The 19,377-nt window shown below is 44.9% G+C and carries 15 protein-coding genes; 6 read left to right on the top strand and 9 right to left on the bottom strand.

The genetic code is table 11. The features are described 5' to 3' along the window. Positions 1-33 precede the first annotated feature (33 nt). The 3 genes from AC1DXF_RS09440 to AC1DXF_RS09430 form a co-directional block, all read right to left on the bottom strand. Complete coding sequence (locus AC1DXF_RS09440) at positions 34-1,491, bottom strand: DUF1501 domain-containing protein (protein ID WP_477448061.1); 1,458 nt, start codon at positions 1,489-1,491, stop codon at positions 34-36. 1 nt (position 1,492) lies between these two features. Further along, positions 1,493-3,811: a PSD1 and planctomycete cytochrome C domain-containing protein gene (locus tag AC1DXF_RS09435; protein WP_477448060.1), complete on the bottom strand. Its 2,319-nt coding sequence runs from the start codon at positions 3,809-3,811 to the stop codon at positions 1,493-1,495. A gap of 182 nt (positions 3,812-3,993) precedes the next feature. After that, a complete protein-coding gene (locus tag AC1DXF_RS09430; protein ID WP_477448059.1) occupies positions 3,994-4,863 on the bottom strand; it encodes an OmpA/MotB family protein in 870 nt (289 codons plus the stop codon). Positions 4,864-5,237: 374 nt separating this feature from the next. On the opposite strand from AC1DXF_RS09430, the gene AC1DXF_RS09425 reads away from it, so the two are divergent. Then, positions 5,238-6,326: an MBL fold metallo-hydrolase gene (locus AC1DXF_RS09425; RefSeq protein ID WP_477448058.1), complete on the top strand. Its 1,089-nt coding sequence runs from the start codon at positions 5,238-5,240 to the stop codon at positions 6,324-6,326. Between the two features lie 28 nt (positions 6,327-6,354). On the opposite strand, the gene AC1DXF_RS09420 is transcribed toward AC1DXF_RS09425, so the two are convergent. The 5 genes from AC1DXF_RS09420 to AC1DXF_RS09400 all read right to left on the bottom strand — a co-directional run bounded on the left by AC1DXF_RS09420 (position 6,355) and on the right by AC1DXF_RS09400 (position 14,319). Next, complete coding sequence (locus AC1DXF_RS09420) at positions 6,355-7,038, bottom strand: tetratricopeptide repeat protein (protein ID WP_477448057.1); 684 nt, start codon at positions 7,036-7,038, stop codon at positions 6,355-6,357. A 313-nt stretch (positions 7,039-7,351) separates the two neighbouring features. After that, positions 7,352-8,401: a DUF6807 domain-containing protein gene (locus tag AC1DXF_RS09415; RefSeq protein WP_477448056.1), complete on the bottom strand. Its 1,050-nt coding sequence runs from the start codon at positions 8,399-8,401 to the stop codon at positions 7,352-7,354. Between the two features lie 6 nt (positions 8,402-8,407). Next, complete coding sequence (locus AC1DXF_RS09410) at positions 8,408-9,763, bottom strand: Gfo/Idh/MocA family protein (protein WP_477448055.1); 1,356 nt, start codon at positions 9,761-9,763, stop codon at positions 8,408-8,410. 227 nt (positions 9,764-9,990) lie between these two features. Next, entirely contained in the window at positions 9,991-10,851 is an 861-nt protein-coding gene (locus AC1DXF_RS09405) for a sugar phosphate isomerase/epimerase family protein (RefSeq protein WP_477448054.1), read from the bottom strand. 24 nt (positions 10,852-10,875) lie between these two features. After that, on the bottom strand, positions 10,876-14,319 hold the full coding sequence (locus tag AC1DXF_RS09400; protein ID WP_477448053.1) for a ThuA domain-containing protein: 3,444 nt from the start codon (positions 14,317-14,319) through the stop codon (positions 10,876-10,878). A gap of 382 nt (positions 14,320-14,701) precedes the next feature. On the opposite strand from AC1DXF_RS09400, the gene AC1DXF_RS09395 reads away from it, so the two are divergent. From AC1DXF_RS09395 to AC1DXF_RS09375, 5 genes are all read left to right on the top strand, one after another. Further along, the gene (locus tag AC1DXF_RS09395; RefSeq protein ID WP_477448052.1) at positions 14,702-15,505 is read left to right on the top strand and encodes an alpha/beta fold hydrolase; all 804 of its coding nucleotides are present in this window, start codon (positions 14,702-14,704) and stop codon (positions 15,503-15,505) included. Further along, a complete protein-coding gene (locus AC1DXF_RS09390) occupies positions 15,506-15,676 on the top strand; it encodes a hypothetical protein (protein ID WP_477448051.1) in 171 nt (56 codons plus the stop codon). 44 nt (positions 15,677-15,720) lie between these two features. Further along, the gene (locus AC1DXF_RS09385; RefSeq protein ID WP_477448050.1) at positions 15,721-16,062 is read left to right on the top strand and encodes an RBBP9/YdeN family alpha/beta hydrolase; all 342 of its coding nucleotides are present in this window, start codon (positions 15,721-15,723) and stop codon (positions 16,060-16,062) included. A gap of 194 nt (positions 16,063-16,256) precedes the next feature. Then, positions 16,257-16,985, top strand: coding sequence for a DUF2625 domain-containing protein (locus AC1DXF_RS09380; RefSeq protein WP_477448049.1), 729 nt, complete (start codon positions 16,257-16,259; stop codon positions 16,983-16,985). Positions 16,986-17,052: 67 nt separating this feature from the next. Further along, entirely contained in the window at positions 17,053-18,963 is a 1,911-nt protein-coding gene (locus AC1DXF_RS09375; RefSeq protein WP_477448048.1) for an AMP-dependent synthetase/ligase, read from the top strand. Positions 18,964-19,130: 167 nt separating this feature from the next. On the opposite strand, the gene AC1DXF_RS09370 is transcribed toward AC1DXF_RS09375, so the two are convergent. Continuing rightward, positions 19,131-19,377: transposase (locus tag AC1DXF_RS09370; protein ID WP_477448047.1), on the bottom strand; the 247-nt coding region annotated here is incomplete at its 5' end.

Genomic DNA, 19,377 nt, shown 5'->3' with positions numbered 1-19,377 from the left:
TTTCTTCAAATCCTGCTAAAGACCCAAATTGTATTAAGTGATAATGCCCTTTACCACATTTCCGGCCACATCCGTCAGCCTGTACCTCCGGCCTAAGCTTTTAAACGTAAGCTTTTTATGATCGATACCTAACTGGTTGAGCATGGTAGCATGAAAATCATGCACATGCACAGGATCTTTAACAATGTTATACCCAAAATCGTCCGATTCGCCATAAACCATGCCCGGTTTAATACCACCGCCGGCCATCCACACACTAAAGCAGCGCGGGTGATGGTCGCGCCCGTAGTTTGCTTTCTCTAACTTACCCTGGCTGTAATTGGTACGGCCAAATTCGCCGCCCCATATCACCAGGGTTTCATCCAGCAGGCCGCGTTGTTTTAAATCGGTAACCAAAGCGGCCGAAGCCTGATCCACATCCTTAGCCTGCCCGGCCATTTCCTGTGGCAGGTTACTATGCTGATCCCACCCCTGGTGGTAAAGCTGCACAAAGCGAACGCCGTTTTCTGATAGCTTCCTGGCCAGCAAACAATTGGCCGCGTAAGTTCCGGGAATTAAACATTCGGGGCCGTACATCTTCACGATGTCGTCTGATTCTTTGGATACATCCATAATTTCGGGCACGGCAGTTTGCATACGGTAAGCCATTTCGTACTGCTGTATCTTGGTGTTTATCTCCGGATCGCCGAACTGTTTATAGTTGATATCATTTAAAGCGGCCAGGTTGTCCAGCATTTTGCGGCGTTCGTGCCGGTTTAACCCTTCGGGATCGTTCAGGTACAATATAGGGTTTTCACCGCTGCTGAATTGTACCCCCTGGTGAATGGAATCTAAAAAGCCATTACTCCACAATTTGGAGTAAACCCCTTGTCCGTTGCCTTTTCCCTTGGATAGTAAGACCGTAAAGGCAGGCAGGTTTTTATTCTCGCTGCCAAGGCCATAGCTTACCCATGATCCCATACTTGGGCGGTTACCCTGCTGCGCACCCGTCTGGAAAAAAGTAAGCGCAGGATCGTGGTTTATGGCATCGGTGTTCATTGAACGGATGATACAGATATCATCGGCAATTTTGCCTATATAGGGGAACAGGTCGCTTACCCATGCCCCCGATTCGCCGTACTGTTTAAAATCGTAAAATGAACCCACCAGCGGGAACGAGGCCTGCTTAGCCGTCATCCCGGTAAGTATCTGGTTGCCCCGTACCGAAGCAGGCAGCTCCTGCCCCATCATCTCGCGTAATTTGGGCTTGTAATCAAAGGATTCCAGTTGTGAAGGGGCGCCATCCTGGAAAAGATAGATCACCCTTTTTGCTTTGGGTGCAAAGTTGGGGATACCCGGCACAAAATCAGCTTCGGCATCGGCACCGCTGCCACTAAAAAGATCGGGAATAAGTAATGATCCTAACGCAACACTACCTATCCCCAGGCTTAACCTGGAGAGAAACTTGCGCCGGTTAATATTGAGCCTGCTCTCTAAAAAATCTTTTTCCATATCAGGTTTTTGTTATCGCTTCTTCTACATTGTACATAGCATCAACCACTTTCATCATGGCTGCCAACGTTACTTTATCAAGGTTGGCAGGTATCGGGTATTCGCCAACGCTTAACAGCTTTTGGGCATCGGCCTTATTCATCCCCTTCAGTTCATCGTTGTAGTAGGCTGTAAGTATGGCCAATTCTTTTTCCTGTGGATGACGGCACATAATCAACCGGAAAGCTTTGGTTATTTTATCCTGCGGGCGACTGTTATCCTGCAATAACTTTGCGGCTAAAACACGGGCCGCCTCCAGCACCGTAGGGTCATTGAGCATCACCAAAGCCTGTAAGGGCGTGTTGGTGCGCAGGCGTTTTACCTCACATTGATCGCGGTTGCTGGCATCAAAAATACCCAGCGAGGCCGGCGGCACAGTGCGTTTGATGAGTGTATACATACCCCTGCGGTAGAGGTTGGGGCCATGTACCTGCTTATAGCTGGCCAACTGCCCGCGGCCCGATGTCGCGTTTTCCCACAAGCCCGGCGGCTGGTACGGGTTAACACTTGGGCCGCCAACGGTCTGGTTAAGTAAACCACTGCTGGCCAAAACCAAATCGCGCACAAACTCGGCAGGCAAGCGGCTACGGGGGCCGCGCGCCAGCCAGGTATTTTCAGGATCGTCCTTTAACTTTTCGGGATTTATCACTGCTGATTGCCGGTAGGTAGCCGACATAACAATTTGTTTTACCAGCCGTTTGATATCCCAGCCATGATCCCTGAAATCAACAGCAAGCCAATCCAATAATTCGGGGTGCGACGGCAAATCGCCCTGCATTCCAAAATCGCCCGAACTTTTTACAATGCCTTTGCCAAAAAACTCCTGCCAAACCTGGTTTACAAATACCCTTGCCGCAAGCGGGTTGTTTTTATTAAAGAGCCATTCGGCCAGTCCCATGCGATTTTTTGGATAGCTGGCTGCAAATGGTAGTATGGCTTTAGGTGTACCCGGCTCAACAACATCACCATGGGCATCGTAATTACCCCGTTTGAGGATATAGGTGGGCCGTACTTTATCACTATCGGTCATGATAGATACAATGAGCTTATCTGTATCCTGCTTATTGATAAATTTCATCACCTTTTTAATTTCGTCGTTGCTAATCTGCATTAGCGGTCGTTTGGCATAAGTTTCGGGCCCGCCCACAACCGACTCAAGACCTACTTCTTTTACGTTATTGAAAAAGGCAAACATTTGGTAATAGTCCTTTTGCGAAAACGGGTCGTATTTATGATCGTGGCAATGGGCACATTCTAAAGTAACCCCAAGCAAGGCTTTGCCGAATGTGTTGATGCGGTCGGTTACGTAGCTTACCCGGTATTCTTCGTCAATTACACCACCCTCCTCGGTAATTTTGTGGTTGCGGTTAAAACCTGTTGCCAGCAATTGCTCGGTGGTGGCATTAGGTAGCTCGTCGCCGGCTATTTGCCAGGTAATGAATTTATCGTAAGGCAGGTTTTCGTTGAAGGCATGAATTACCCAATCTCGCCAGGGCCACTGGCTGCGGTAGTTATCGTCCTGGTAACCGTGCGAATCGGCGTAGCGGGCAACATCCAGCCAATGCAGGGTCATTTTTTCGCCATACTGCGGGCTTGCTATTAACTGGTCGACTACCTTTTGGTAAGCGTTGGCACTGTTATCGGCCAAAAAGCTGTCCATCATTTGCAATGTTGGTGGCAAGCCTGTCAAATCAAGCGATACGCGTTTTAGCAAACGTTCTTTATCGGCTTCAGGGTTAGGCTCAAAGCCTTTTTGCTCCATTTTTTGAAGCACAAAATTATCTATCGGATTTTTCGGCCAGGCAGTATTTTGCACCTGCGGAACAGCATACGAACGGGGCGGCACAAAAGCCCAATGCTTTTCATACCTGGCACCTTGTTTAATCCATTTCTTAATCAGGTCAACTTCAAAAGGGGTTAATTTTTTGAGGTTGGATGACGGCGGCGGCATTTGTTCAGAAGTATCTTTGGTTGATATACGGCGATAAACTTCAGACATCATTGGATCGCCTGCTACAAGCGCATGGGCTGCTGAGTTATCTTTCAGCGCTTTAAATGCGCTTTCGGGAATATCAAGCCTTAAATCGGCCTGGCGGTGCGCCGCGTCGGGGCCGTGGCATTTAAAACATTTATCAGATAATATAGGGCGGATATTGAAGTTGTAGCTAATGGTATCGGGCATTTGCTCCGCATCTGTTTTACCAGCACGATTGCAGGCATGCAGGGTATACAAAACACCGGCGGCTATTACAAGCCACACTAAATACAACTTCCGGAACATCAGTCTACTAATTGGTTAATTAAGAAATTAAAGTTATTAATTTCAATCGTAATCTGCAATTTGATTTCCGGGCCATTGGTAACATTTCAACTACAGTAATTAACGCACAAAAAAACGAGCCTAACACTAATGCTAAGCCCGTTTTTCCTCTTAAATCTTAATTCTAATCTCTTGACTCTTTTTTATTGTTTAACCGGGGTGGTATCCGGTGCTTTACCTATCAAATCCATAAACTGATCTAGTTTTGGTGTGATGATAATCTGGGTACGCCTGTTTTGGCTTTTACCTGCCGGTGTGGCATTATCGGCAATTGGATTATACTCGCCGCGGCCACCTGCAGTTAAGCGTTTAGGGTCGACGTTATAAGTATTCTGCAAGGCTTGTACTACCGATGAAGCCCTTAGCGTGCTCAAATCCCAGTTATTACGGATGTTGGTTTGCTTGATTGGTACATTATCGGTGTTACCTTCAATCAATACATCATAGGTTGAGTAGTCGGTAATGATTTTAGCAATTTTGGCCAAAGCAGTTCCTGCTTTGTCTGAAATTTCATAACTGCCTGATTTGTATAACATATTATCAGACAGCGAGATATACACTACCCCCTTAAGCACTTGTACATCAACTCCCTGTGCCTCTTCCCTGCTTAATGAGCGGGTGAGGTTATTGGTTAACACCATATTAAGCGAATCGCTTTTGTTTTTGGTAGCTACCAGGTATTGAATGTATTTGTTAGAGGCGTTAATCTCGTCAACCAGTTTTGCAATATTTGCGCCGCCCTGGTTATTGCCTGCCAAACATTTGCTCAAGGCGTCTTTTAAGGATGCGTTATTTGACCGTTCGGAAGTTAGTTGCTCTTCCAGGCTGGCAATCCTCCCGTTTGAAACGGCAAGCGCCTGCTCGCTTCTTTGATATTTTACGCTCAGGTCTTGTGTGCTATTTTGCAATTGTGTGTAATTGCCCTGTAATTCCTTGTATTTTCTGTTGCTGACGCAACTTTGGGTTACCGTTGCTACGATGAGCACCAATGGTAATAGATGATAAATTTTCATATCTGTAAATGTTTAATAGCCGGTTATAATTATTTATAAGCAGCATAGCATTTACAACAACACTTTGCTTAAAAAGTTTACCATGCCATATTTACACAGACAATTACTTTAAAACTTCACTATTTATCATTTAAACAGGGCACTATCTATCCATTTAATATTATACTGTTAGATCCCGTACAAAGATCACCAGGCCGCAAAGCAATTTGCCGGTTTTTCTTAGCATCTGTGTTGCACGCCGCAAAAATATTTAACCCCTCCCCGATAAATACCTGCATTAACAGGAATACATAAAAGCTTCAAATGTTGCTTCCCGGGTGATTGCCTGCTGCGGGCAATTGCTTACATTAAGTATTTATTTGTACTTTTGGGATATGAAATTCGGATGTGTGGGGATTGGGATAGCTGCGCTGTTGCTAATGACAATCGTGGGCTGTGGTTTGGTAAAGTCGATGGGTAAAAGTCCGGAGGGAGAAGAACTTACCCGGTTGAATGCTTTGTCTAATTACAAAAATGGAAGTTTCGAAAATTTAGCCGAGCGTTCAGACTCGACCGTCAAGCGTAAATTTCTTTTTCTCCACAGCCGCCCTAAAACCATCCGCCCCTCCCACGCACTGCCCTGGATTAAAACTGATTTGAATACGCTGGCCTCTCCTGCACCTACTGTTGTATGGTTCGGGCATTCCTCTTTGCTCATCAAAACCGGGCAGGGTAATGTACTCATCGATCCTATTTTTAGCAACCATGCCGGGCCGGTGCCTGGGGTGATGAAAGCATTTGAAGGCACTATGAATTACCATGCGGAGGATATGCCGCCAATTGATGTGCTCATCATTTCCCATGACCACTATGACCACCTGGACTATCGCACTCTCAAAAAATTGAAAGACGATATTAAAATGGCAGTAGTGCCGATGGGTGTAGGTTCGGATTTGGTGTACTGGGGATTTGATCGTAAAAAGATTATCGAATTAAATTGGGGCCAATCGGTGACGCTGCCTGGTGGCCTCCAGGTTACCGCCACCCCGGCGCAGCACCGCAGCAACCGTACTTATTCTCAGGAAAATAAAACACTTTGGGCATCATACGTGATACAGGCAGGGCATTACCGGCTGTTTTACAGTGGCGATAGTGGTTATGGGCCCCTCTTTAAACAAATAGGTCAACAATATGGCCCCTTCGACCTGGCGCTGCTGGAATGCGGACAGTACAGCCCGAATTGGCCATGGACACATCTATGGTTTGGACAAACCGCCCAGGCTGCTGTTGACCTGCAGGCTTGTTTGATACAGCCTATCCACTGGGGTAAGTTTGTAGAATCTGATCATCCCTGGAACGAACCTATAGAAAAGCTGCTGCCGGCTGCTGAAAAGCTGGGGGTTGAGGTAAACGTTCCGCGTATCGGTGAGCCTTATACTTTGGGCGATCCGCTCAGGACCAAAATATGGTGGGATTTTAAGTAAATTATTGGAGATGATGACCTAAGGTAATTTAATCATTTTTACCAATGATCATTAAAAGTTCCCGTGCCGAACGATGATCATCATCTGCATCGGCAAGCTGTAAAAAAGCGCGTGCCTTAGTGATTGATTTTTCAACTATTTCTCCATCTAAGTATATTCTTCCTAAAAAATAGTTTGCCTCATCAATATCATATTGATAATTTCCGGCTTTCGATTTGTCATTCGAAATATTCTTAAATATCTCAAAAGCCAACTTCAAGTCTTTTACTGTTCCAATACCAAAATAATAGCACAACGCCAAAGGCAGTGAATCTGAATTATAAAGATGCTGTGCAATTTTATAAAGTTCAAACGCTTCTTTATAATCTTGCTTATCCCTATAAAATGTGGCCAAATTATTTGCCGCTATACCGTAGCCGTTATCAATTCCTTTTCTATAAAGTTCAATGGCTAATTCAATGTTTTGTTTACAATGAATCCCTTCAATTAAAAAATCCGCAATACGGATACTTGCCTCAACATTACCATTTTCATAAGCGGTGTAGTACCATTTAAAAGCCATTGGTTGACTTTCATCGACAATTTTAATACCATTTACAACTAACCCGCTATCGTAATGTACCGCGACTTCATATTGAGCGATGTTATCACCAGTATTAGCAAGCGCTAACAGCCGAATCCAATCCTCATAAGTTGTTAGCTCCGACCTCATTTCTATTTTATTTAATTTCCACGTTATCAGATTAGCTGTAAACTAATAAACATTTACATGTCTTTGCGATCCCGCCCGCATTACTTTACAAACTATTAATGATGTCTTAGCTTATTCTATAACTGATTATTTCATTAAAGAAAAAACTCCAAACAAAAGCGATTTTGAGTATAAATCTTCTTGAAAAAAGATTGTCAAGTACACATCAAACGTTTTGAAAAACAAACATACCTGCGTCAAAACATCCGTCTTGTCCCAAATAACAGGTTAATGCTCACATATATTTGATTAATTGAAATTCCAATGCGAATGGTTATTCCTTACTAAATTCGGTCGCCACTTTATTTAATTCCAAACTATTGATAGTTTGCCCGCCATTACTGATAACTACACGAAAACGGAAAGTCACCGACTCTCCCTTATTCAAATGCAAGTTCTTCGCTGATTTACCATTAGTAAAAATCTTCTCGCCTAAAGGGTTAGCTGCAAACAAACCATATCCCCTGGCATGCCAAAATGTAGGATAATTAGGGTTTTGAGGATGATCTATAATCGCAATGCTTACCGAATCGGCGCCCATTTTACCGTAAACCTTGCACCATGCACCGCGACTGCTCCACGCATCGTTACCGGTTTTGCCGGCGCTTGTTAGGTAATTACCATTGGCCACTTTATCGGTGCCGGCTTTAACTATGGTTACGTTGCCTTTGTCGTCGGTAAATTTTTGATCTTCAGTGGCGGGCATTTGCAGGTCATGTGCCAGGCGCAGGCCAAGCAGGCCGTCTTTGGCATCTGTAAAAGTTGCATCCACGGCGGCCTTTAATGTAGTAATACGGTCGATAATGCGTTGGTTGGCTGTACCGCTGAATTCAAAACGGGTGGTTTCTTCTAAAATAACATCTTTTTGCTGGTTAGTCCAGTTTGCATGGTATGTCAATACGCCGGTTGTACCGCTTTTGGTTTCCAACACCTTGTCGGTACGGATCCAGCCGTATAAATTCTTTTTCTCTTTATGAATGGCGTAGGAGTTATTCCAAAAGTCCAGCCCGTTCAGGTTTTCAAAATTAAACCAAAGGCCAATGTGATGTGGATGGTCGGTTGGGTCTCCGGGTTTTGGATCAAGTGGAAAACCACGGGTAACAACAATACCATTGGCTGTACGTAAAGGATATAAAACCGGTTTCTCCAGGCTATCCGGGTACAGGAAACTTGTAAACGGCTTACCGCCAATAAACACATCTACCCTGCGTTCCTTTTTTGACTCTACAACCTTTACAGGTTCGCTTTTTTGGGCGGCTACGCCTGTGGCAAAAGCTATTGAGGCTATCATTAACCCTGTTTTTTTTAAAGTATTTATCATCATTACTTATCAATATTTAAAAACTTTACCATTTGCCATTACTTCCTGGGTGCTTTCATCAAACGTTGCCTTAACACCGGTGTGTACCGCCGCATTGGTCATGATATTGGCGATAGAATGACTGTACCCCGCTTCCACTGGTGCATTGGGTTGTTTGCGGCTGCGTATGCATTCCATCCAGTTGCGTACATGGTTTGACGTAAGCACATCGCCGCCAGTGTTGGCCGATGCTACAACCTGCTGTGTATTTGCCAGGCCAATCTCGGGCAGCAGGTTGGCTTTCATGCCCATAGCGGCAGCCATTTTTTCTGTGAGCCCGCCATTTGGCGACACTTTATTGGTGATCAGGTTTAGTTCGCCCCCGTTAGAATAGTAGATCTCGGCCGGGTGTTCATCTCCATTATGCATGCGCGAGCCAAAAGTAACCTGGAAACCGGTCGACGGATCATCCAGCGGGCCATAGTCAAAGGCTGCCAAAATGGTATCCCAGTTGCGGCGGCCATCTTTCCACATATAAATACCTCCGTTGGCAACAACGCTGCGCGGGTGCTTCAATCCGGTAAACCAATGTACCGTATCAATCTGGTGGCTCATCCACTGGCCGGGCAATCCGGAGGAGTATGGCCAAAACAAACGATATTCCAAATATTTGCGCGGGTCGAAAGCTTCATACGGCCGGTTCATGATAAAACGCTTCCAGTCGGTGTCTTCCTCTTTTAACTTACTAAGCAATTCGGGCCGGCGCCAGCGGCCTGGCTGGTTAACGTTCCAGGTAAGCTCGACCATGGTAATAGGTCCAAACTTTCCCGAGCGTATAAAATCATTGGCAGCATGGTAATTATCCCCGCTCCTGCGCTGCGATCCTATCTGCACTATTTTTCCAGATTCCTTAACGGCTTTAAGCGCGGCGCGGTTATCCTCCATGGTTTCGGCAAATGGTTTTTCCACATAGGCGTCACAGCCTGCTTTAACAGCCTCAATGGCATGGCGCGCATGCTGAAAATCGGCCGTGCTGATGAATACCGCGTCTACCGTTTTACTATCGTACAACTCCTCGTTATTGCGGTACGCCTTTACATCATTCTGCATTTTTTCTTTCCATGTGGCGGCACCTTCTTCGCGGCGGTTTTTCCAGATGTCGGATACGCCAACCACTTCGAAATTAAGCTCTTTACAATGGTTCATAAAGCTGGGAATATGCGAACTTTTATGCCTGTCGGAAAAGCCGACAACGCCAACCCTAACCCGGTCATTAGCACCAATAATGCGTTTATAGCTTTTTGCACTCCATGCATTTTTAGTGACCAAAGCACCTGCCCCGGCTATCGCGGCCTGTTTTATAAATGTACGACGAGAGTTTTCCATGATGTTAGATTTACTGCTTTTTCGGTGTAGATGTAAATTGGTTTTAAACGGCGGCTTGTAGTACCGCAAAAATCAAATATCGAAGAAATACTGCATAAAATATTATTCTTTTTGTAAGAACCGTATTACAATGTATAACGAAATCCCCGCCGCTTAACACGGCGGCGGTATGTTGTTAAACCGATCATTTTCAAAATATGCTGCCTGTTCAAGCTTTCGGCCATAGCCTAATATTTTAAGCCTTTGATATATTCAATAGTAAGGGGGATTTGCATAACGTACGATGGGCTTTCGTCCTCAATAAAATAATGTCTTACGCCGGCTTTCCTTGCGGCTTTAAGCACCGCCGGGATATCAATTTGCCCGGTGCCCAGGGCTACGTCGTTTTTGGTATCGGTGCCGCCGGTAAGGTCGTTGGCTACGCCTTTGCGGATATCTTTCAGGTGCATCAACTTGATGCGGGTTGGATATTTTTCGATAAGTTTAACCGGGTCCTGGCCGCCATGAAACGACCACAACAGATCTATCTCAAATGACACATATTTGGGATTGGTGTTTTTAGCGATGTAGTCGAACAATGTACCATCCTCATAAGGGCCAAACTCGTAACCATGGTTATGGTAGCAAAAAGTTAAACCTGCTTCGGCCAAAATCTGCCCTACTGTATTAAAATCCTTCACCGCCTTTTTTGCATCGTCAAGAGTAAATTCTTTACCGTGAGGTATCCAGGCCACCATTACATATTTGGCACCCAGTATTTTGGCTTGTTTAACTACGTCACCCGGGCTGCGCACAATATCATCATAACCGGCGCCTATGGATGGGATGGTTATGCCACGCTCGTTACACAGCTTCCTGAACTCTTCGGGCGGCAGGCCCTTGGGCTCCTGACCTTCCAGTTCGGTTATACCCATTGATTTAATGGTATCCAGCACTGCTATGGTAGCCCTGGGCATACTACTGCGGAAGGTATAGGCTTGTACACCTATTTTGCCAACAAAAACTGGTTTGCCGCTTTGGGCAAAAGCATTGGAGGTTAATAAGCCTAAACCTACGCAGGCGTTTATTATAACTGATGATGTTTTCATATGTGGTGTTCTATATGTTATAAATTATTGATCGAAGCGAATATCGCTTAATTTAAGGATGCCCTCGTTTGGTTTGGTACGTTTAATAGCAAAAACAAATACATTATGTTTGCCGGTTACCGTTTTTTGTACATCGCCACTTAGCCAGGCCAGCTTGTCCCAACTGCCGCTATCGCTGTAAACTACAGAACAAATAACAGGGCCTGCCTGTGAGTCCATACGTACTTCAATCTCGCCATCAATACCTTTAGAGGCATACCGGAAGCTCAGTTTTTTGATATTGGTGAGATCGACATCCCTGAATAGCACAAACGATTTATGGTTACCCATGGACAAATCGTCTTTAAAACGATTGAAACCCTTCAACTCATCGGCATAAACGGCTTTCACATCAGCGTTGCGTAAAGTTACCACATCGGTACCGGTAAGCGGGCCAACCACTTTACCGCCTTTATCGGTGTATGAAGCCAGCAACGTATACTGCCCGCGTGGTTCGGCATCGCTAAATTTCAGGTTCAGGCTACCTGTAAGCGGTAAAGGCGTTGCTTTACTTTTTCTATCGGTTAATGAAAATATGTATTTCACTATTTCTTTGGTATCAGCTGCCGAAAGCTGAGGGTGGGCGCTCATTACATGCTCGGTTCCCCAGCTCCCTGCGCCACCGGCTATGATTTTTTTTGATAGCTTATCAACTGATCCTTTTTGTGTTTTATACCTGTTGGCTATAGCTATAAAGCTTGGCCCCACAGCTACTTTGTTAACCAAATGACATGATTTACAATCGCTGCCGGCCATCAAAGCCTTGCCGGGATAGCTGATCTCATTGGCCGATAAAGCAGCCAAACTTTGCACCGTTTTACCATCTGCTGATGGCTGCGGGTTATAAATGTAAAATAACTTTATCCGTTTCGGGTCTATTTTGCCATCCTCTTTATCCTTCACCACCACATGGTATTTAAAGGGCTGCCCTTTTTGGATGAATGATTTGTTGCTGGTGCCGGCAATGGTAACTACCGGCCGGGTATTGCCCACCCTCACCATAATGGTATCGCGGCCTGTAGTGCCGGCTTTATCGGTCACTTTTAAAATAGCCTTGTAAACGCCAGGTTTAGCGTAGGTATAACTTGCCGAAGTTGTGGCAGCGCCCACCGTTTTACCATCAAACAGCCATTGGTAGGTTATTTTATCATCATCATCCAAATCTTTACTGTTTTGGCTGTTAAAGCCTACCGTAAGCGGTGCCTGCCCGGATATCTCTTTTTTTACGGGCATTTCTTTCAACTCGGCAGTTAGGTATTTGGTATGCTGGTAGTAGGCTTGCATAATGGTATCGGTAATACCCGCTTTGGCAATTGGCGCGCGGTTACCGGTGTTGTATTCTATTTTCACCAGGCGGGCATCTTCATTTTGCGCCCCGTACACCGATCCATACTCCAGCATATATAAAGCGCCATCCGGGCCAAACTGCATGTCAATCGGCCTCCTGAAATCGCCATTGGCAGGCATAAAGGCTTCGTTGCGCACGTAGTTTTCGTTTTCATCAAACGTCAGGCTTACTACCCAGTTACGCATCCAATCGGCCACAAATAATTTACCGTCATAATAATCAGGGAACTTATTGCGGTTTTTAACATTCGCATTGTATTCATAAAAATCGCCCCCGATAGCGCAACGTCCGCCTAACCCTAATTCCGGAAACTCGTCCGATGCTGCATATGGGTACCAGATCATTGCAGGCGTTGCCGGTGGCAGTTCATTTAAGCCCGTATTGTTAGGTGAGTTATTTACAGGTAGTTTAGCATCAAACATTGGCCCCGGCGTGTTGGTTGTAAAATCCCAGTGCGGATAGGCAAAATTATTACCCACAAAATATGGCCAGCCAAAGTTACCTGCCTTACGGGCCTGGTTAAATTCGTCATACCCCCGTGGGCCGCGGGGCGAATCTTTACCGGCATCGGGCCCAATCTCGCCCCAGTATAAAACCGACGTGTTAGGATTTACCGCGATACGGTATGGGTTACGACAACCCATCACATAAATTTCGGGCCTGGTTTTGGCCATACCTTTGGGGAAAAGATTTCCTTCCGGGATAGTATAGGTACCATCACTCTCGGGATGGATACGCAATATTTTGCCTTTAAGATCATTAGTATTGCCCGCGCTGCGTTGCGCGTCAAGGCTGTAATGTTCTGTTCCGGGCCGTTCGTCTATCGGCGCGTAACCATCTGAAGGGAAGGGACTGGAGCTGTCGCCGGTCGACAGGTATAAATTCCCTGCTTTATCCCATGCCAATGAGCCGCCATGGTGTGCGCCGCTCACCTTTTGTACGGGCACTTTTAGCAGGATCTTTTCAGATTTCAAGTCAAGCACATTTGCCGGGCTGAGTTTAAACCTCGATAGCTGGAAGTTCAGCGGCTCGATAGTTTGTCCGGCAGGCATATAATAAATATAAACAAACTGGTTACTTTCAAATTTGGGGTCGAGCGTTAAACCGATAACTCCTGTACCACCCTCATAGGTAATGGGGAATTTATGAATTATCTTATACTTGTTGGTACGGGTATCGTACACGGAAAAATTACCCATCAATTGCGTAAAAAATACCCGGCCATCTTTAGCCGTAGCCAGTTCCATTGGCGAGGCAATATTACTGACCAATACAGTTTTCAGGAAGCGGGTTTGATCGGGCGATACTTTGGCGTACGATTTACTGTAATCCAAAGGCTTGCCATTGCCCATGGCATATTTAATGCCGCCAAGCATCTGGCTTAAAAACAACGGATCGCTATAACTCTCGTCGGTGTGGCCGCAGCCGGTGTAAAAAGAGCGGCCGCCATCAAACTCATGAAACCAGGTAATAGGATGGTTTGCACCGTTGGTACCGCCATCATATGTATTCTCGTCAAGACTGGCCAAAACATGTATGCCGCTGTAAATGGATTTGTAGTTGTACCATTCGTCGGTACGTTCCCAGCGGGCGGGCAAACCGGCGGTAATTGGGTTTGCGCGATCGGTGACATCAACGGTAGCTTTACGAATGTTGGAATTATTAGGGTGGCTTGAAAAATAAGCCCCTACCAGTTTACCATACCATGGCCAATCATATTCCGTATCGGCTGCCGAGTGAAAACCCGCGTAGCCCCCGCCCGCCTGGATGTACCGCTCAAATGCCGCCTGCTGTGTTGCATTAAGTACATTACCGGTAGTGCATTGAAATATTACAGCATCATATTTCTTAAGATTTTCATCGGTAAAAGCTTCAGCGTTGATTGTGGTATCAACATCGAAATTGTTTTCTTTACCCAACTTCTGGATAGCAGCTATACCAAACGGGATGCAGGAATGATGCCAGCCCAATGTTTTTGAAAAAACCAGCACATGCTGCCGCGGCACAGGCTTTTTAAACGAATACAGCCCAAAACTGAGCCCTATCAATAAAATACAGGTGAGTTTTAATTTTAATGACATTATTTGAGAGATTTAGTTGATGTACATTTTATCCCAATAAGCCCACTGGTAGTTACAATAAGAGCAGATGAAAAGCCGGGGTCGGGCCTGCGGTAAAATTGTATTATGTAAGGGCAAAAAAGTACCGGTTGGCTAATTGGTTGAACAATATTAACGATTTAGCAAATCACTGTGTAATAAATACACCCTTATTTTACCACCCCTGGTGCATTGTAAGTGAATTGTTACCCTTGGTTTGCTGAAACGATTTATAACCTGTCGTAAACTGCCCTAAACTTTGTCGCATACTGCTATTTGCCCCATTAGTCCTTCACGTTAAATTTGAATTATGAAACTTTTGCCAATACAATATATCAAGATTATTACTTTTATACTCATACTTATGACAACAGCCAACACCACCCAGGCACAGGATGCCGGTAAATATGCCCAGGTAAACGGCATAAAAATGTATTACGAAATTCATGGCACAGGCCAGCCACTGGTATTAATCCACGGCGGTGGCTCAACCATGCATACGTCGTTTGGTAAAATTATGCCCCAACTGGCCAAAACCCATATGGTTATTGCCGTCGATCTGCAAAATCACGGGCGTACATCGGCAAGGGACATTCCCGAAACTTTTGAGCAGGATGCCGATGATGTAGCCGAACTACTAAAACAATTAAATATTAAAGGTGCCGATGTTATGGGTTTTAGCAACGGCGGCAGCACTACCCTGCAATTGGCTATCAGGTATCCCGAATTGGTACATAAACTGGTTGCCATTTCGGCACTTTATAAACGCGCCGGGACGTTTCCGTGGTTTTGGGATTTTATAAGCAAAGCAGATATCTCTTCAATGCCGCAGATTTATAAAGACGTTTACCTGGGCATACCGGGCAATACGCAAGCGGGCCTGCTCAACATGCAGGATAAAGATGCCAAACGGATGCAGACCTTTAAGGATTGGAACACCGACGATATCAAAGCCATCCAGGCCCCTACCCTGGTCATCGTGAGCGATCAGGATGTGATAACGCCCGAGCATGCCATAGAATTGTCGCGGTTATTGCCACACGGCCGGCTGACCATAATGCCCGGCAGCCACGGCGCTTTTATGGGCGAGGTTATGACGCCAAACCCGGATAGTAAAGTACCGGAGTTATTTGTGGCGTTGATTAATGAGTTTTTAGAAGCAAAATAAATGCAGCCGGCTGATAAAAAACAAGTGCTTTTTATCCAGGGCGGAGGTGATGATGGCTATGAGGCCGATGCGAAGCTGGCAGGCTCGCTACAAAAGGCTTTAGGAGCAAATTACGAGCTCAACTATCCCCGGATGCAAACCGACGATACTGCCCCGATTTTGGTTGGCTGAAGCAAATAGGAGACGAAATTGATAAGACTGCCGACGGTATTATTTTGGCAGCCCATTCGCTTGGCGCATCATTGCTGCTAAAATACCTGTCTGAAAATAAAGTATCCAAAAATTTAGCCGGCATTTTCCTCTTAGCTACGCCATTTTGGAGCGGCAGAGAGGAATGGAAACAAGGATTAAAACTTCAGGAAGGTTTTGCAGAAAACCTTCCCCAAGGCAGCCTTTTCTTCTTTTACCATTGCCGCGACGATGAAGAGGTCCCATTTAATCACCTCGAAATGTACATGCAAAAACTCCCGGCAGCCACTTTTCGCGAAATTGAAAGCGGCGGGCATCAGCTGGGCGATAGCATTAATATGGTGGCAAATGACATCAAAGACCTATAGATTCAAGGTAAGCAGTGCATCTGGCCGTAGGCGCAAATCAAAGCATAAGCATCATGAAGGATGCACCTCTGGGTGATGTTCAAACAATTGAGACATAAAAAATGGCGGCGGCTTTTTTTACCACAATAATTTAGGGCTAACACATATTTAATAAGTTATTTTAGCCATTTGTTTACTTTTGGCTATTACTTAAGATGAAAAAACAAATCCTAATCCTTTTTCTTTTTGCTTTTACTCTTCCGGCAGTCGCTCAATTAAAGTTGCGGTCTGTTGACGAATTAACCAATGATACATCTGCCTGGCCCCTGCTTTTAGAAGATATCAAAACAGCAAAAAACAAAATCGAAATTTTGCCTGCATCCAAGGGCAAAGATGCATTGTATCAAACACAGGTAACCACTCACTCCTACATGGGCGCGGTTATTTATTTTACTGGTGGGATATTGGTTGACAATGGCTGGATCCGCATATTAGGATCTGGCAGCGAAAAATTAAAACGAAGCTTGCCTGGCTGGAATAAAGGTAAAAGCTTTAATGAGTTGGGCGAACAGCCGCCATTTTTGCTAATAGCAGATGATGCCGACGGAGGGCTTTTTGCTATTAACGGTGGCAAATTTGGTACCGATTTGGGTAAAATTTATTACCTGGCACCTGAGCGCTTAAAGTGGGAAGCACTACACATAGGGTATACCGAATTTTTGAGCTTTTGCTGGTACGGTGATATGAACCAGTTTTACGACGGCCTGCGATGGAAAGAATGGCAGGAAGATTTAAAAAAAGTAAACGGTGATCAGGCTTTTAACTTCTACCCTTATCTGTGGACTACGGAAGGAAAAGACATCAATAAAGTTGCGCGTACAGTTGTACCCATCGAGGAGGCTTATGTTTTTTTAACCGAAACCATGCAAACCATTAAACCATAAAGTACCGTTGCATTTTCTCGGTAAAAAACATAAGTTTGATGTTTGAACAGAACCAATTCATCACTTAATGAGCCAGGCTAATCAACTTACAACCGTTCCGTCGTTTATCCGCAACACGGTTGCCAATATCCATCCCGAAAATCATACTTTTTTAATCCATAAGGTTAAAGATGCCTGGGTGGAGATTAGCTACCACGAGGCCATCGAAAAGATTGATGCTATATCGGCCTGGTTACTGGGCCTTGGTATCCGAAAGGGCGACCGGCTTTCGCTCATTATCGAGAACGGACCAAATTATGTTTATTACGACCAGGCCCTGCAACAGATAGGCGCGGTTAATGCTTCGATATATCCTACCCTTACCGAAAACGAGATTGAGTATATCCTAAACGATTCCGGCGCTAAAACCATCATCGTGGGCAACCCCTTCCTTTTCCGCAAGGTGCTTAAAATAGCCAACAACTGCCCCGAACTCATCCGCATTATACCTGCTTTTGATGATTTTGAAAAGCATAGTGATAAGCATAAACTTAACGCCGGCGTTATTGGTTTCGACGAGGTAATCAAAGAGGGTTTGGTTTTGGTTGAACAATTCCGCCATGCCATTAACGCGGCGCGCGAGGCCATTTTACCAACCGACCTATCCTGCCTGATTTACACATCCGGCACAACAGGCATCCCAAAGGGCGTTATGCTCACACATTATAACCTTACTCAAAACGCACTGAACAGCGTTATCCAGATTCCGTATGTAACCAAGGATGATCGATTCCTTTCGTTCCTGCCGTTGTCGCATGTATTTGAGCGTACTATTTATCATATCGCTATTTTAAAAGGGTCACAAATTGCCTTTGCCCAAAGTTTGGAGTTGTTGGCCAAAAACATGGGCGAAATTAAGCCAACCATATTATGCTGCGTACCGCGACTATTGGAACGCATTCATGACAGGGCTATCAAAAGCGGAACATCAGCGGGTGGCATTAAAACAAAGATTTTTTTATGGGCATTTGAAATTGGCAAAAAAGTACGCCACGTGCAGGAAGCCGGCAAATCGCCAGGCCTGCTGCTAAAAGCTCAGCATAATATTGCAGAAAAATTGGTATTCAGCAAGATTAAGGAAAAAACCGGCGGCCGGTTACAGTTTATGGTATCGGGCGGAGGGGCTTTGCCCAAAAACATCGGTGAATTTTTTGGCGACCTGGGTATTGTGATACTGGAAGGTTTTGGATTAACCGAAACATCGCCTGTAATGGCCGTAACCGAAAGGCACAGGGTTATTTATGGCACCGTGGGACGCATTATTCCGGGTATAGAAGTAGCTATTCAAAATGTAGAAACTAAAGAAATCTACTCTGTACAAACCCACAATAATTTTAAGGAGGACACGCAAACCGAAGAAGGCGAGATTATTGTACGCGGCCATTGCGTAATGAAAGGCTACTGGAACAAACCCGAAGAAACAGCGACAGTTATCGACACGGATAACTGGTTTCATACCGGTGATATCGGCAGGTTCTTCCGTGGTAACCTGCAAATTACCGACAGGCTTAAAAACATGCTGGTAAACGCCTACGGTAAAAACATATACCCTACCCCGGTAGAGAATACCTACCTGAAGAGCCCTAAAATTGAGCAGGTGTTTTTAGTGGGCGATAAACGCGAATACATTGCCGCTATCATAGTGCCTGGCAAAGAAGGCCTGCAGGAACAATTCGGCCTCCAGAACGATTTTTTTGAACGTCCCGAAGTATTTATCGATGATCAGGAAATTGTGGACTGGATAAGCCAGGATATTCGCAAATTCAGCAACGAGCTGGCCAAGTTTGAACGCATCAAATCATTCAAAGTAAAGCGTAACCCTTTCAGCATGGAAGAAGGCGAAATAACCCCAACCATGAAAGCCAAACGCAAAGTTATTGAGAAAAAGTACGCCGCAGAAATTGATGAGTTGTACGCTGGTGAAGCGGAAGAAGATTAATTTGAGAATTTGAAGATTTGAGAATTTGAAGATGCTTTTGGTATGAACCACAATTTCGGGGATTAAGGGGATTGACAGGATTGGATTCCAAATCAAATCCAAATAATCCGAAAAATCTGCTTAATCCGAGTTCAGAAAAAAATCCTGTTAATCCCAGGGCAAACGCATTAAAATTTCAGTAGCATAAGTAAATATTTAAGATCCCATGCGGCAATGTTCTTTTTTCTTCGGATACTGATGTTCTTCGTTTGATCATTTTTAAGTATATTTAAAGCTACCTTATTGATCAGGGAAAAGTTTTGGGCTGCGTGTTTGTTCCTTTTTCTGTCGGCATCTTCGTGAAAGACAACGTCAAGCGTCCAATGCAGCTTGTTTTCTATCGCCCAATGTCGCCGGATATTTTCCGGATATTTT

The sequence above is a fragment of the Mucilaginibacter sp. P2_A5 genome, assembly GCF_056404995.1.
This window is presented reverse-complemented; position numbering and strand designations above follow the sequence as displayed.

Bases quoted from the DNA above. Each gene is read 5' to 3' on its own strand.
- AC1DXF_RS09440 (WP_477448061.1), bottom strand. From the start codon at position 1,491: ATGGAAAAAGATTTTTTAGAGAGCAGGCTCAATATTAACCGGCGCAAG.
- AC1DXF_RS09435 (WP_477448060.1), bottom strand. From the start codon at position 3,811: ATGTTCCGGAAGTTGTATTTAGTGTGGCTTGTAATAGCCGCCGGTGTT.
- AC1DXF_RS09430 (WP_477448059.1), bottom strand. From the start codon at position 4,863: ATGAAAATTTATCATCTATTACCATTGGTGCTCATCGTAGCAACGGTA.
- AC1DXF_RS09425 (WP_477448058.1), top strand. From the start codon at position 5,238: ATGAAATTCGGATGTGTGGGGATTGGGATAGCTGCGCTGTTGCTAATG.
- AC1DXF_RS09420 (WP_477448057.1), bottom strand. From the start codon at position 7,038: ATGAGGTCGGAGCTAACAACTTATGAGGATTGGATTCGGCTGTTAGCG.
- AC1DXF_RS09415 (WP_477448056.1), bottom strand. From the start codon at position 8,401: ATGATGATAAATACTTTAAAAAAAACAGGGTTAATGATAGCCTCAATA.
- AC1DXF_RS09410 (WP_477448055.1), bottom strand. From the start codon at position 9,763: ATGGAAAACTCTCGTCGTACATTTATAAAACAGGCCGCGATAGCCGGG.
- AC1DXF_RS09405 (WP_477448054.1), bottom strand. From the start codon at position 10,851: ATGAAAACATCATCAGTTATAATAAACGCCTGCGTAGGTTTAGGCTTA.
- AC1DXF_RS09400 (WP_477448053.1), bottom strand. From the start codon at position 14,319: ATGTCATTAAAATTAAAACTCACCTGTATTTTATTGATAGGGCTCAGT.
- AC1DXF_RS09395 (WP_477448052.1), top strand. From the start codon at position 14,702: ATGACAACAGCCAACACCACCCAGGCACAGGATGCCGGTAAATATGCC.
- AC1DXF_RS09390 (WP_477448051.1), top strand. From the start codon at position 15,506: ATGCAGCCGGCTGATAAAAAACAAGTGCTTTTTATCCAGGGCGGAGGT.
- AC1DXF_RS09380 (WP_477448049.1), top strand. From the start codon at position 16,257: ATGAAAAAACAAATCCTAATCCTTTTTCTTTTTGCTTTTACTCTTCCG.
- AC1DXF_RS09375 (WP_477448048.1), top strand. From the start codon at position 17,053: ATGAGCCAGGCTAATCAACTTACAACCGTTCCGTCGTTTATCCGCAAC.